Origin of the sequence: Mycobacterium sp. (genome assembly GCF_050701675.1) — a bacterium.
GTDB lineage: Bacteria > Actinomycetota > Actinomycetes > Mycobacteriales > Mycobacteriaceae > Mycobacterium.
In genome coordinates, this window is record NZ_JBOGDD010000834.1 from 1 (window position 1) to 13,672 (window position 13,672).

Below are 13,672 nucleotides of genomic sequence, written 5' to 3' on the forward strand. Positions count from 1 at the left end.
CTTCTATCGAGAGATCGGACGCTCCGTCAACGGGCCCGGCGGATACTTCGGAAAGAATCTCGATGCACTGACCGACTGCCTGCGGGGCGGATTCGGCACCCCGGAGAATCGACCCTACGAGTTCGAATGGCAGCACAGCGATCTATCGCGGCAACAACTGAAGGACGTACAGCGAGGGCAGCACACGTTCTTCGACGCGGTACGGGAGGCCTTCGACGACGCCGGAGTCACGCTGAACCTCAGGTGACTCCACACTCGGGCCCTCCCTTGGCCGCAGTCAAGATCAGATTGATGATCGTCCTAAGTCAGAAGGGCGACGATGACCATGATCGTCGGTATCGAGGCCGCGGTCGTGATCAGGGTGGTGTCTCGCGCCAGGACTTCGCCGCGTCGATATACCGCGGCGAACGCGTTGACGTTTTGCGCGGAGGGCAAGGCGGCGAGGACCGTGACGACCACGAGTTGCTGGGGTGATCCGTTGAACGCCCAGCGGCACAGCGCATACGCGATGACTGGCATCAGCACCAACTTGAGGACGACGGCGAGCGTGACGTCGATGCGATCGCCGTGTGGCTGCCCCCTATGGAGCGCACTCAGCGATATTCCGAATGCCAAGAGCACGGTGGGCACGGCGAGATCGGCCAGGAGTGTCAATGGGTCGAGTACCAGTCCGGGTAGCTGTGCACCGAGGGCGGACAGCGAGACCCCGATGATGCTGGCACCGATGGTGGGGTTGGCAACCAGCCGCGCCACCCGCGCCTTCACCGTCGCGTGCGCCGTTTCGGCCGAGTCCAGGATCGCGACGCCCAGCGGTATGAGCACGACGCATTGAAAGACGATCACCGATGAGACGTCGGTGGTGTTGCCGAGGACGTACGCGCTCAATGGCAGCCCGAGGTTGCCCGCGTTCACGTAGGACGACGACCAGGCGCCGATGGTGGCATCGCGACGGGACCGATGTCGGATCAGCGTGGCGATGCCGAAGTAGATCCCGAACACGATGAACGTCGCAATCACCGAGACCAGAAGCGGAAGTGAGAACACTTGCGCTGGGGTCGCTTTGGCCAGTGTGACGAGCAGTAGGGCGGGCACGCCGATGTGGAACGCGACTCGGTTCAGCACGGTCCCGGCGTTGTCACCGAGCACCCCGGTGCGTCCGACGACGACTCCGACTCCGATGATCACCGCGATGACTGCAAAGCCCTGCAACACGGCGATCAAGGACGCGCACCTCCCCCTGGGCCGATGAGACGAGTTCGACAAATGTCCAGTGAGACTGGTGGGCGCCCGTCGGAGGTCAGAGCACCTCACTCGCGACGCGGGCGGTGGCGTTCCAGACGTCCATACGCCAGCGGATGCCGTCGGCGGCGGAATCGCCGGAGTGGCCGGAGAGTTGCACCCAGCTTGCGTTGCTCAATCCGCCGAGTGCCGGCCAGTTCTCGACCGGCAGCCCGAGAAGTGCCGCCGTGAGCGCGGCGATGACCGCGTTGTGAGCGGTCAGGACAACCGGCCGGTCGGGTTCATCGCCGCCCCAGTCGGGCTGATCCATCACCAGGTGTTCCACGACCGGCAGTGCGCGTTCGGCGACGTCGACGCGGCTCTCGCCACCATGCCGCGCCCAGGTGGGATCGTCGTGCCACTGCCGCCTGGATCCTGGAGCAGCGGAATCGATCTCGGGTTCGGTGAGGCCCTGCCAGTGGCCGAGATGCATCTCCCTCAGACGCGGATCGATGCGTATGGGTTGTCCGGTCTGCTCGGCCAAGGCCTGGGCGGTCTCGCGGGCGCGGCGGAGGTCAGAGGAGACGATGAGCAGTGGGTCGAGTTTCGCCAGTGTTGCGGCAACGTCGGCGGCTTGCCGTCGTCCGAGGTCGGTGAGTTCGGTGTCTCGTTGGCCCTGCATCCGTCCCTCGGTGTTGAAGTTGGTTTCCCCGTGGCGCAACAAGACTAGGCGCCGGATGGTCATCACGCTCCCTGCCGTTGTCTAATGGGCATTTGAGCAGAGACGTCGATGTCGGATCCCTTCCTCGGGTCGGCGCTGAGTCGTGTCGGTTAGCGCGCCTCAACCGAAGAGCGTCAGCGCTTCTTCGTAGCGTTCGCGCGGGACGGTTTTCAGCGATGCGACGGCGTCGAGGAGGGGGACGTTGACCAGATCGGTGCCCCTGGCTGCGACCATGGAGCCCCAGGCGCTGTCGTGGGCAGACTGCACGGCGGCCATTCCCATCCGAGTGGCCAGGACGCGGTCGAAGGCGGTGGGCACGGCACCGCGTTGAATGTATCCCAGTGTGGTGGCCCGTGTTTCGATACCGGTGCGGTCCTCGATCATCGGTGAGAGTACGTCGGCGATTCCCCCGAGACGGGGCCGACCGAAGGTGTCGAGGCCGCGGGTGTGATGCGGGGTGTCCATGGTGTCCAAGGCGAATCCCTCGGCGACGACGACCAGGGGGGTGCGTCCGCGGTCGCGGGTGCTCTCCACCCATTTGCAGATGGTGTCGATCGATTCGGGTACTTCGGGGATGAGGATGGAATGCGCGCTGGTGGCGATGCCGGCGTGCAGTGCGATCCACCCGGCGTTACGTCCCATCACCTCGACGACCATGCACCGGTGGTGGGCTTCGCCGGAGGTTTGAATCCGGTCGATGGCCTCGGTGGCGATCTCCACGGCGGTGTCGAAGCCGAAGCAGTAATCGGTGGCAGAGAGGTCGTTGTCGATGGTCTTGGGAACGCCGACGACGTTGAATGCGCTGCGGTGCAGTTCGGCGGCCACCGACAGCGTGCCCTCCCCGCCGATGGTGATCAGTCCGTCGACGCCGAGGTCGCCAAGCGCGTCGTAGACGGTGGTGTCGTCCATCCCGCCGGCGAACGGGTTGGTCCGCGAGGTTCCCAGAATGGTTCCGCCGCGCCGCGACAACCCGCGGACCGCCTTCCAGTCGAGCACCTCGTAGTCGCGGTCGATCACCCCGCGCCACCCGTCGCGGAAGCCGATGAACTCGTCGCCGAATTCGCGGGTGCCCTTGAGAACTGCGCCACGGATGACCGCGTTGAGGCCGGGGCAGTCGCCGCCGCTGGTGAGTATCCCTAGCTTCATGGCTGGTCGTCCTGGCTCAGAAGATGCGCAGCGCCGAAGTCGCCGGAGCATCGAGGAGTTCGGCGATCTCGTCGTCGAGTTCCAGCAGGGTGACTGAGGCGCCGGCCATGTCCAGTGCGGTGCAGTAGTCGCCGACGTAGGACCGCTCGATCGTGATGCCGCGCTCTTCGAGCAGCTCGTGGACGTGCCCGAACAGGAGGTACAGCTCGCTGATCGGGGTTCCGCCAAGACCGTTGACCATCACGGCCACCCGCGCACCGGAGTTGAACGGCTTGTCGGAGACGATGACCTCGACCATCTCGTCGATGATCTTGTTCGCTTCGCGCATCTTCTCGCGCTTGCGGCCTGGTTCGCCGTGGATGCCGACACCGAATTCCACCTCGTCGTCGGCCAGGTCGAACAGCGGTTCGCCCTTGGAAGGTGGGGTGCACGCGGTCAGTGCCATCCCCATGGAGCGCATCTGGGAGTTGACGCGCTCCCCGATCTTGCGGACCTCACTGAGGTCTAGGCCGGCCTCTGCGGCGGCGCCGACGGCCTTGATGACGAAGAAGTTCCCCGCCACGCCGCGCCGGCCGATGGTGTACGTCGAGTTCTCGACAGCGACGTCGTCGTCGATGAACAGCAGCTCGGCGGTGACGCCTTCGGCCTCGGCCACTTCCTGGGCCATCTCGAAGACCATCTTGTCGCCGGTGTAGTTGTTGACCAGGAGCAGCACCCCCTTGTCGGTGTTCACCCGCCGGATCGCTTCGAGCACGTTGTCCAGCGGCGGGGCAGCGAAAATGTCACCGGGGCAGGCGATGTCGAGCAGACCCTTCCCGACGTTCATCACGTGGGCGGGTTCGTGGCCGGAGCCGGACCCTTGCACGATCGCCACCTTGCCGGCCACGGGGGCATCGGCGCGGACGATCAGGTTGTACTGCGGGTCGTGGCGCAGGGTGGCGGGGTTCGCGCGGGCGATGCCGGCGAGGACTTCTGGGACGAAGTTCTTGGGGTCGTTCATGAAGCGCTTCATTGCTCGTTCTCCAGTCTGGGATTCTCGCGAATAGGTGCGTTCAGTGGTCGCGGCGTGCGCCGGAATCGGTTACGTCCATAGGGCGGCAATCTTCTCGGACATGACGGCGATCGCGACGGCGCCTGGGTCGGGGGCACCGATGCTGCGGTCGCCGACGTAGCTGGCCCGTCCGCGGCTGGCGGCCAGTTCGGTGGTGTGGTCCGCGCCGGCGCGGGCGGCCTTGGCCGCGGCGTGCGCGACGTCCCCTGGGGTGGCTTCCTTGGTGGACCAGGCGGCGACCTCGTCGCGCAGCGGGCACAGTGCGTCGAGGAGGGTCTTGTCGCCGACGGAGGCGCCTCCGCGTTTCTGGATGCCTGCGATGGACGCGTCGAGCATGCCAACGACCTGCGTAATGCCGATGTCTTCGCCGTCGGTGATGGCTCCGCCTGCGCGCAGGAATGCGGTCCCCCAGATGGGTCCCGACGTGCCACCGAGCCGCTTCATCAACGTCGTGGCCACACCGCGCAGGAATGCCGGTGACTCGTTGGCCGACAGTGCATCCCACTGTTCCAAGACGATTTCGAAACCGCGGGCCAGTGAGTACCCGAAGTCGCCGTCGCCGAACGCGGCGTCGAGTTCGCAGAAGTACGCCTCGTTCTCGATCGCGGTCTCGGCGATCGTGCGCACCGCCTGGCGCAGTGGGTCGGTGGTGGTCACTTCTCCTCCTTTGGTGTCGAGGCGGACTGGTTGTGCATCGCGAGAAGTCGTGTCAGCGCATCGATGTCGACGAGGTCGGGGAAATTCACCTGGTGGGGATCGGCGAGCACGGTGGCTGGTTGGGCTGGGTCACCGAGTGTGGAGATCACCGCGGATGCCTCGGAGAAGTTCTCGTCGAGGGTGTAGCTGCTGGGGGTGACCACGCATGCCAGGCCGGCGGCGTGGGCCGCGCGCAACCCGACGGCGCTGTCTTCGATCACCACCGTCGCCCGGGAGTCGGCGCCGAGTTCGGCGACCGCGAGCCGGTAGATGTCTGGGGCAGGCTTCTTGCGGGGCACCATGTCCCCGGCGAACACCGGAATGCCAGCTGCGGCGGACCCTGCTGCGCGCTCGAGAACCGACCGTACCGACTCCACGGCTGAGGTCGAGGCGACTGCCACGTTCCAGCCGTCGGCCAGCGCCGCGGTGATCAGCCGGGTCACTCCGGGGCGGGGCGGCATCACGCCGTCGGCGACCATGTCCCGATAGATCCGGGTCTTGACCGCGTGGATCTTCTTGACGTACTCCACCGCTGGGGCGGTGTGGTTGGTGACGTCGGCCTCGGCCAGGGCGGCGGCGATGCGTTCCTTGCCGCCGCCGATCTGCACCAGCCGGGCGTAGTCGTCCTCGCTCCACTTCATCGGGATCCCGAGTTCGGCGAACGCGGCGTTGAACGCAGGCAGGTGGCCGAAGCGTTCGGTGTCGGCGAGCACCCCGTCGCAGTCGAAGATCAGCGAGAACTTCTGGGTGGTCATGCCGCCGTACCCGAGCTGCCGAACTGTCGCATCAGACCGCTGACCAGCGTCTGAATATCCGCGGCGGTGTGACGGAACAGCGAGGGCGGATCCCACTTGTCGGTGACCGAGCACTGTTCGAGGTAGGCAAGGGTGGACTGCATGTAGGTCATCTTCAATGCGGTGGAGATGTTGACCTTGGCGCAGCCGAGCGCGATCAAACGGGTGAAGTCGTCATCGGTCAGTCCGCTGCCACCATGCAGTGCGACGGGGATCGCCGTCTTCGCCACGACGTCCTCGACCCGTTGGTAGTCGAGCACCGGCGCCTGTTTGTAGACGCCGTGGGCGTTGCCTATCGCGGGGGCGAACACGTCGACGCCGGTCTCGGTGATGAAGTCCAGCACCACCTGCAGCGGTTGGCGTGCGGCTTCGTCGTCGGAGCCGTGACCGTCCTCGACGCCGGTGATCGACTCGATCTCCCCTTCGACCTGCGCGCCGTGTGCCCGGGCCTCGGCCACCACCTCCACGGTCTGGCGCTGGTTCTCTTGCACCGGCATCTCCGAAGCATCGAAGAGCACCGAATTCCAGCCCAGGTCAAGGCATTCGGTGATGACGGTCCGGTCGGGACAGTGGTCCAGGTGCAGCGACACCGGGACTTCGATGCCGGCCGTCATCGCCGTCCACATCGAGTACAACGTGGAGGCGCCGATGGTGCGAACCGTCTTCACCGACGTCTGCACGATCAGCGGGGACCGCTCGGCGACGGCGGTCGCGAGCACTGCCTCCATCGTGAGGTCGTTGAAGACGTTGATCGCCGCAACGCCGTAACGCTTCTCGAATGCGGGTTTGATGATCTCGTCGAGTGCCACGACAGGCATGCCGAGTCCTTTCTGAACGGGGTGGTTCTATCGGCGGCCAACGTGCGTCCCAACACCTTTGGAATCGTGCAGGTGTGGTGTGCGGTCAGGCGCTGCGTGGGTTCGTCGTTGGGCGATTCACGAGGTTGCCATCGGTTGCTTGCTCGCCTCGCTGGGTGCGGCCTGCGGATTCGACTCCGCCGCCAGGGCACCGTCAGTGCCGGGTGGTGCTGACTGGACGGCGATGCCGTCGTCGTCGGCATGGCGGGTCTTGGCCGCCAACACGGCGACGATCGTGAGGATCGACCCGAAGATCAGCAGCAGAGAGATCGCGGCAGTGCCACCGGTCCTGCTGTACAGGAAGGTCGCCAGGATCGGCACGGGGGCCGAGGTCACCACACCCGAGATCTGATAGGCCATGGCTGCGCCGGTGTAGCGCACCCGCGGGGCGAACAGCTCGGGTACGAAACTCGATACGCAGGCATAGGAGAGACCGTGACCGATGGGCAGGGACAGGATGAGCGCGGCGTACACCGCCCAGGTCTGCCCGGTCTGCAGCAGTGCGAAGACCGGGAAGGCGATCACGGCGACGCCGATCGCTCCCGCGATCATGATGAGTTTGAGGCCATACCGGTCACCGATGATCGCCACGAGTGGGATCACGATGGCTTGAAGAACCGCGCCGACGATGATCGCAAGGAAGAAGGTGCTGGGCGCAATCCCGTTCGAGGTGCCGTAACTCAGGAAGTACACCGTGGCCATCCAGAAGATGCCGTTGGCGGCGGCGACACTGAAGATCCCACAGAGCAGGGCGCGTTTGGAGGTTTTGAACAGATCTGCGATCGGGAAGCGTGCCGTCTCGCCCCGCTCCTCGACCTCGACGAACTCCGGGGACTCCGAGATCTTCAGTCGCACATACAGTCCGACGACGACCAGGAAGAACGAGGCCAGGAACGGGATACGCCAGCCCCAGGCCTGGAAGGAGTCCTCGGGAAGCTTCTGGACGAGGTAGAAGGCGCCGCTGGACAAGACGAGTCCCAATGGCACTCCGCACTGCGGGAAGCTCGAGTAGAACGCCCGTTTGCCTCGGGGTGCGTGTTCGAGAGCCATCAACACCGCCCCGCCCCATTCGCCGCCGACGGCGAAGCCCTGGGCGAATCGGAGTGCTACCAGCAAGACCGCCGACCAGATGCCGATCGAGCTGTAGGTCGGCAGCAGACCCATGACGAACGTGGCGGCGCCCATCAGACCGATGGAGTACACCAGCATGGTCTTGCGGCCGATCCGGTCACCGAAGTGTCCGAACACCAGCCCACCGATCGGGCGGGCGACGAACGCCACGGCCAGCGTGGTCAACGAGGCCAGGGTGGCGGCGACGGAATCGAGGTTCGGGAAGACCTGTGAGTTGAAGATCAGCACGGCCGCGGTGCCGAAGATGTAGTAGTCGTACCACTCGATGGTGGTGCCGATGAGGCTGGAGAACGCCACCTTGGCGGGGTTCTGCCTGACCGCTTCCACGGCGGCGACGACCTCGGATTCCTTGACCTCTGACTCGTTGACGTCACTCATGTCGAAAACCCCTCACCACTCGTCGATGCCGGTGGCGTTGCCGAAGAGTTTCATCACGGCCATCTGGTCCTTATCGCCCCAGCCGAGTCCCTCAGCCATCGAGAACATCTGCGAGGAGAGTGCAGTCGCCGCCGAGGGCACCTTGAGGTCCTGGGCATACTGCGCGGCGATCCGCATGTCCTTGGCGATCAACCGGATCGCGAAGCGCGGGTTGTCGAAGTCGTTCTCCAACACCACGTTCTTGACCAGTTCGGTCATCACCCAGCAGCGCGACGTGCTCGTCGAGAGCACCTCGTAGAGCCTTTTGGCGGGAATGCCGGCCTTGGTGCCGACGGTGAACGCCTCGGCCATGGCCATCATCTGGATTCCGATGGCCAGCTGGTTGATCGTCTTGGTGGTGGCGCCCATGCCGGAGGCTCCCATGTATTCGATTCGTTCGCCGATGATCTCGAGGATCGGCTTCACCGAGTCCAGTACCGACTCGTCGCCGCCCACCATGATCGTCAGCGAGCCTGCCGCAGCACCAGCTGGGCCACCGCTGACCGGCGCATCGAGCCAGTGCACGTCGCGCTCGTGCAACAGCCCCGAGATGCGTTGCGGCGTAGTCGGAGCCACCGAAGACAGGTCCACGATGACCTGACCCGGACGCGTTCCCTCGACGAGGCCGTCTTCACCGAAGGTGACGTCCTCGACCTGCGGGGTGTCGGGCAGCGACAGCAGGATCACATCGGCACGGCGGGCAACTTCGGATGGGGTGGACGCGGACTTGGCTCCGGACTCGACCAGGCGGTCGACGACCTCGGCGTTCTGGTCGTGCACGATGAGGCTCACGCCGGCCTTGAGCAAATTCTCGCAGTTGCGCGAGCCCATGATGCCGAGGCCGATGAATCCGACGGTCTGTTCGGTCATAACCCTCAGGCCTCCTTGCGGATGTCGGGACGGCCGCCGTCGCCGAGGACGACGATGATCAGGATTTCGTCGGAGTGGGGGGCGTCGGCAACGCGTACCTCCCAGCTGAACAGCTGCGAGGTGTCCGTATCGGCGAGCGAACCGCCATCCAGGGCGCTGCGCAGTGACAGGTCGATCGTGGCGCCAACGCCGCCGCGCTTCTCCGCGGCAGGTACCACGGCGCTGCCCTTGGTGGCGGCGCGCTGGAAGTCACCGAAAGCCTTGGTGTGGATGATCGCGGAACCGTGCTGGACCTCGCCGCCCTCCCCCACCAGCGTCGCCTTGCCGAACACGGTGGCCTGGGTTCCCAATGCCGCCGAGGCGAGGGCAGTCAGCCGCTCTCCGAGTTCGGGGCTGTAGATCTGGGAGAACAGCGCCAGGTCCTTGGTGACCTGGCCGGCGTAAGGGTTCTTGACCACGGCGATCGAGGCCGCGAGGCGCAGCGGGGTGGCCAGGACGCCTGCACCCTCCAGGTACACCTCCTCGGTGATCGTGGTGACTTTGCGGATGGTCAAATCCATGTGAACTCCTGTGTGTACGTATACATTTGTGATGCGGCACACTGTGGCACAGACCCCCTCGAGAGCGCAAGCCCTTCCCCTCGGCCACTCACCCCAAGAAGAAGTGCCAGGTACAGGCGACTTTGAGCAAACAAGTGATAGCTAGTGACATTCTTCAATACACCGTGTAAGAGTGTTACCCATCACAATTGGATACGTACACATTGCCTGTCCGCCGCGCCGTCCAGCGGGCCTTGGCACCCTCGTCGACGAACAACGCGCTGGTCAGGAGTTTTACCTATGAGGAACACACCGTGAGCGCGACGATCCGGCCGCGGTTGCTGCGCCGGGCATCGGCACTGGTGACGGCCGCATGCTCGGTCGCGGCGCTGTCCGGCTGCCTGGTGGACACCCATGCCGCCACGCTCGGCGAAGCCCATCCCGGTCCGTACACCATCGCGATCTCCAACGGCTACACCGGCAACACCTGGCGAACTCAGTTCATCGGCAATCTTCAGAACCGCGCCAATGAGCTCAAGGATCAGGGCATCCTCAAGGACTTCACCCTGGTCAGCGCGGGCACCGACATCAACCGCCAGCTCTCCCAGATCGATCAGATCGTGCTGGACAAGCCCGACGCCGTCCTGATCGCCCCGACCTCGGGCGCAGCGGCGGAGGTGGCGGCCGAGAAGTTCAAGGCGGCCGGCATCGTGCCGTTCGTCATCAACGATCCGGCGCCGACCAAATCCGCGATCAACATCGTGCCCGACAACGCTGCCTGGTACGCCGCCCAAACCCAGTGGCTCGTCGACGGACTCGGCGGCAAGGGCGAGATCGTCCAGGTCACCGGCCTGCCCGGCAATCCGTCCGACACTGCGCGGCAGAAGGCGGCCACCGACATCCTGGCCAAGTTCCCTGGCATCAAGACGGTGGCCACCGTTCCGGGATATTGGGACCAGGGCAAGGCGCGCCAGGCGATGTCCACGGTGTTGTCCAGCCACAGCAACATCAGCGGGGTGCTCGAACAGGACATCATGGGCCTTGGCGTGATCCAGGCGTTCGAGTCCGCAGGGGTGCCGCTGCCGAAGTACATGATCGGCGACTACACCAAGGGCTTCTTGGAGAAGTGGCAGTCGCTGCCCGCGCTGGAAACCATGGCCGTCCCCTACTCCCCCACCGACGGCTCGGACGCGCTCAACATCATCGTCAAGATCCTGGCTGGCGGAAAGATCAAGCCCGGTGTCCTGCAACCCAATTCGATCGACTCGTCCATTCTGGACAACACGATCTTCCTTCCGCCCTCCCTGGCCATCACCCGCGACGGCAAGAAGGGAACCTGGACGCCCCCCGGAATGGACGTCATCAGCCTCGACGAAGCGCTGAACCGCGTCGACGGCAAACCCGACACCTTCGCGGTGGAAGCCCCAGTATCCGAGGAGCAGATCAATGCCTACTTCCAGTGATGCCGCCGTGCTCCTCACGGTGACGGGCATGGCCAAGAACTTCGGCCACGTCCAAGCCTTGAAGAACGTCGACCTCCACGTGCGCGCCGGCACCGTGCACGCACTGATGGGGGGCAACGGCTCCGGGAAGAGCACCTTGTCCAAGGCACTGCTTGGGGTGATCCGTCCCGACGCCGGCCGCATCGACGTCGACGGCGGGCACCAGATCGTGGATCCGGTCACCAGCCGCGCGGCCGGGGTATACGGCACTTACCAGGAGACTGCACTCGCCGGGGATCTCACCGTCACCGAGAACATTCTCATAGACGCGCTGCCCACCCGCCTCGGGCTGGCCTCCACCCGCACCATCGACACCACGATCACCGACGTCATCGACCGGGTCGGACTCACACCCGCGATCCTCGACACCAAGGTGCGCGACCTGCCGCTGGACCAACGCTGCCTGGCTGAACTGGCCCGCGTCCTGGTCCATCGACCGCGGCTGCTCATCGTCGACGAACTCACCGCCTCCCTTCGACGCGACCAGGTCGTCCGCGTCGGCGCCATCCTGCGCGAGGTGGCCGGGTCCGGATCAGCGGTGCTGTTTGTCTCGCACCGCCTCGAAGAAGTCACCGAGTTCTGCGACAGCGCAACAGTTTTGCGCAACGGCCGCACCGTCGTGCACGCCGACCGCCTCGCCGAGCACCCACTCGACGACCTGATGGCCGCCATGACCGGCAGCGGCGCCACCGCCGGATCCGCGGCACGCCAACGCCAAGTGCGCACCGACACCGCCAGCACCGAGCGCGACGAACCGGCCACCGTCCTCGGTGTCGATGACCTCGCGGTCACCGAGTTCGCCAGCACGGTGTCACTACACGCCAATCCCGGTGAAATCGTGGGTATCTCGGGGCTCAGCGGCAACGGACAATCCGAGCTGCTGCGCAGTCTCTACGGCGCCCTCGGGCATCGCGACGGCGCCATCCGCGTCGACGGCGAACCGGTCCGGATCCGCTCGGTCGCCGACGCGGTCCGCAGCGGGATCGGCTACATCTCAGGGGAACGCGAACGCGAGATGGTGTTCGGTCACCGCTCGATCGACGAAAATCTCGGCGTCGTCGCAATGGCCTTCAAGAAGGCCTTCGACCCCCGGCTGGTGATGCAGCGCATGGCGTTGGTCACTCACGAACGGGCCCAGATTCGCACCCTGAGTGGTGGCAACCAGCAGAAGGTCGTCGTGGGACGCTGGCTGGGAATCAAACCCCGCGTCCTGCTGGCAGATGACCCGACCCGTGGCGTTGATGTCCAGACCCGCAACGAGATTCACGGTCTGATCCGGGAAATGGTCACCGCCAACGCCTCCGCCGCGGTGGTCGTCTCCAGCGACGACCACGAGCTCGCCGAGATCTGTGACCGGGTTTACATCCTGCACCAGGGCCACGTCGTCGATGAGCTGGCCGGCGACAACGTCACCGAAGAAGCCATCGCCCACGCCTGCCTGATCGGGCACACCAGCGCCCACAACCTCAGCTCAGCCCCCACCGGAGGTGCCCGATGACCGACACACTGACCGCCGGCATGCCCCGCACCGTCGCGCCGGGACGCCCGTTGACCGGATTCCTCGAACGCGCCGGCCGTTGGCGAGGGCTACCCACTGCCCTTCTCGTCGTGGTCCTGTTCGTCATCAACACGATCCTGTCGCCGAACTCGGCTACCCCGTACTCCCTGACCAGTTTCTTCGCCACCTACCTGCCGTCGATCTGCCTGGCGATCGGCGTGTCGTTCACCATGCTCGTCGGCGGCATCGATCTGTCGCTCGGGCCGGTGATGGGCCTGTCCGGAATCTTCACGGTGCTGCTGTCCTCGGTCGGCATGCGGCTGTTCACCCTGGGCCCCAGCGGGATGGCCACCGACTGCAGCACGCCAGGCATCTGCAACAACGGCATCCCGTTCTGGGCTGCCGCCCTGGTCGGCATCCTCGTCGGCGGACTGTTCGGTGCGCTCAACGGCGTTGCCGTCGCCTACTTCCGGCTGCAGCCGCTGATGGTCACCCTGGCCACCGGATTCATCGCCGGCGGGGCGTCGCTGTGGATCTTTCCCAAGCCCGGCGGGCGCATCCCTGACGGGCTCACCGCAAGCTACGTCGCCGCCCGCATCCCGCCCCTGGGCCTCGTCATCACCATCGTCCTGGTCCTGGCGGCGCTTGCGGCGATGAAGACCAGCTGGGGGGTTCGGATGCGCGCCGTCGGCAGCGACCGCACCCGCGCGTTCGCCGCAGGAGTGCCAGTGCGCCCCACCACGGCCTCGGCCTACGTCGCCTCCGGCGTCCTGGCCGGCATCGCCGGGGTTCTGTTCACCCTCAACGTCGCCTCCGCCGACCCGACCCTTGGCGCCACCTTCACCCTCAACGCCGTTGCCGGGGCCGTCCTCGGTGGCGCAGCACTGCGCGGCGGCTGGGCCGAACCCGTCGGCCCGGCTCTGGGAGCCATCGCGCTGGGACTGCTCAACTCGCTCGTCGTGTCCCTGCACATCTCCATCTACTACCAGCAGCTGGTCTCCGGCATCGCGATCGTGGTCGGTCTGGCTGCGACCCAGGTGTTCTTCTCCAGGCAAAGGAACGCGCAATGACCATTGCACCCGACACGGCCCCGGTCGCGCCGAACACTCAGGCCGACAACGGATCTCGAACCGACCTGCTTGCCCTGATCCGGCGCTATCCGTGGCTGCCGTCGGTGGTCGTCAGCGTCGCACTGCTGATCATCGGGCAGATCATCTCGCCCGGATTCGGGT

The 13,672-nt window shown here is 65.6% G+C and carries 14 protein-coding genes; 4 read left to right on the forward strand and 10 right to left on the reverse strand.

The features are described 5' to 3' along the window. Positions 1 to 247 (forward strand): barstar family protein (locus tag ACRDUX_RS25460; protein WP_526417733.1); only part of this gene is annotated, 247 nt, incomplete at its 5' end. Between the two features lie 53 nt (positions 248 to 300). Here ACRDUX_RS25460 and ACRDUX_RS25465 read toward each other — a convergent pair. The 10 genes from ACRDUX_RS25465 to ACRDUX_RS25510 form a co-directional block, all read right to left on the reverse strand. Further along, complete coding sequence (locus tag ACRDUX_RS25465) at positions 301 to 1,212, reverse strand: AEC family transporter (RefSeq protein ID WP_526417757.1); 912 nt, start codon at positions 1,210 to 1,212, stop codon at positions 301 to 303. Between the two features lie 85 nt (positions 1,213 to 1,297). Further along, positions 1,298 to 1,963, reverse strand: a complete 666-nt coding sequence (locus tag ACRDUX_RS25470) for a histidine phosphatase family protein (protein WP_526417734.1) — start codon at positions 1,961 to 1,963, stop codon at positions 1,298 to 1,300. Positions 1,964 to 2,059: 96 nt separating this feature from the next. Then, positions 2,060 to 3,085: an ATP-dependent 6-phosphofructokinase gene (locus tag ACRDUX_RS25475; RefSeq protein ID WP_526417736.1), complete on the reverse strand. Its 1,026-nt coding sequence runs from the start codon at positions 3,083 to 3,085 to the stop codon at positions 2,060 to 2,062. A gap of 16 nt (positions 3,086 to 3,101) precedes the next feature. Continuing rightward, complete coding sequence (gene dhaK / locus ACRDUX_RS25480; RefSeq protein ID WP_526417738.1) at positions 3,102 to 4,097, reverse strand: dihydroxyacetone kinase subunit DhaK; 996 nt, start codon at positions 4,095 to 4,097, stop codon at positions 3,102 to 3,104. Between the two features lie 69 nt (positions 4,098 to 4,166). After that, positions 4,167 to 4,793: a dihydroxyacetone kinase subunit DhaL gene (gene dhaL / locus ACRDUX_RS25485; protein WP_526417740.1), complete on the reverse strand. Its 627-nt coding sequence runs from the start codon at positions 4,791 to 4,793 to the stop codon at positions 4,167 to 4,169. After that, on the reverse strand, positions 4,790 to 5,587 hold the full coding sequence (locus tag ACRDUX_RS25490) for an HAD-IA family hydrolase (protein ID WP_526417742.1): 798 nt from the start codon (positions 5,585 to 5,587) through the stop codon (positions 4,790 to 4,792). The genes dhaL and ACRDUX_RS25490 overlap by 4 nt, the downstream gene beginning before the upstream one ends. Further along, positions 5,584 to 6,444 (reverse strand): class II fructose-bisphosphate aldolase, encoded by an 861-nt coding sequence (locus ACRDUX_RS25495; protein WP_526417744.1) that lies wholly within the window; start codon positions 6,442 to 6,444, stop codon positions 5,584 to 5,586. The genes ACRDUX_RS25490 and ACRDUX_RS25495 overlap by 4 nt, the downstream gene beginning before the upstream one ends. Before the next feature lie 117 nt (positions 6,445 to 6,561). After that, positions 6,562 to 7,992, reverse strand: a complete 1,431-nt coding sequence (locus ACRDUX_RS25500; protein WP_526417746.1) for an MFS transporter — start codon at positions 7,990 to 7,992, stop codon at positions 6,562 to 6,564. A 12-nt stretch (positions 7,993 to 8,004) separates the two neighbouring features. Then, complete coding sequence (locus ACRDUX_RS25505; protein ID WP_526417748.1) at positions 8,005 to 8,901, reverse strand: NAD(P)-dependent oxidoreductase; 897 nt, start codon at positions 8,899 to 8,901, stop codon at positions 8,005 to 8,007. 5 nt (positions 8,902 to 8,906) lie between these two features. Further along, positions 8,907 to 9,461, reverse strand: coding sequence for an amino acid synthesis family protein (locus ACRDUX_RS25510; protein ID WP_526417750.1), 555 nt, complete (start codon positions 9,459 to 9,461; stop codon positions 8,907 to 8,909). Between the two features lie 293 nt (positions 9,462 to 9,754). On the opposite strand from ACRDUX_RS25510, the gene ACRDUX_RS25515 reads away from it, so the two are divergent. Genes ACRDUX_RS25515 through ACRDUX_RS25525 form a run of 3 tightly spaced genes read left to right on the forward strand, consistent with a single transcriptional unit; the run spans position 9,755 to position 13,510 of the window. Next, complete coding sequence (locus ACRDUX_RS25515) at positions 9,755 to 10,903, forward strand: substrate-binding domain-containing protein (RefSeq protein WP_526417752.1); 1,149 nt, start codon at positions 9,755 to 9,757, stop codon at positions 10,901 to 10,903. Further along, positions 10,887 to 12,440, forward strand: coding sequence for a sugar ABC transporter ATP-binding protein (locus ACRDUX_RS25520; protein ID WP_526417754.1), 1,554 nt, complete (start codon positions 10,887 to 10,889; stop codon positions 12,438 to 12,440). Before ACRDUX_RS25515 ends, ACRDUX_RS25520 begins: the two co-directional genes overlap by 17 nt. Next, positions 12,437 to 13,510, forward strand: a complete 1,074-nt coding sequence (locus tag ACRDUX_RS25525; RefSeq protein ID WP_526417755.1) for an ABC transporter permease — start codon at positions 12,437 to 12,439, stop codon at positions 13,508 to 13,510. The genes ACRDUX_RS25520 and ACRDUX_RS25525 overlap by 4 nt, the downstream gene beginning before the upstream one ends. The last annotated feature ends 162 nt before the right edge of the window (positions 13,511 to 13,672 follow it).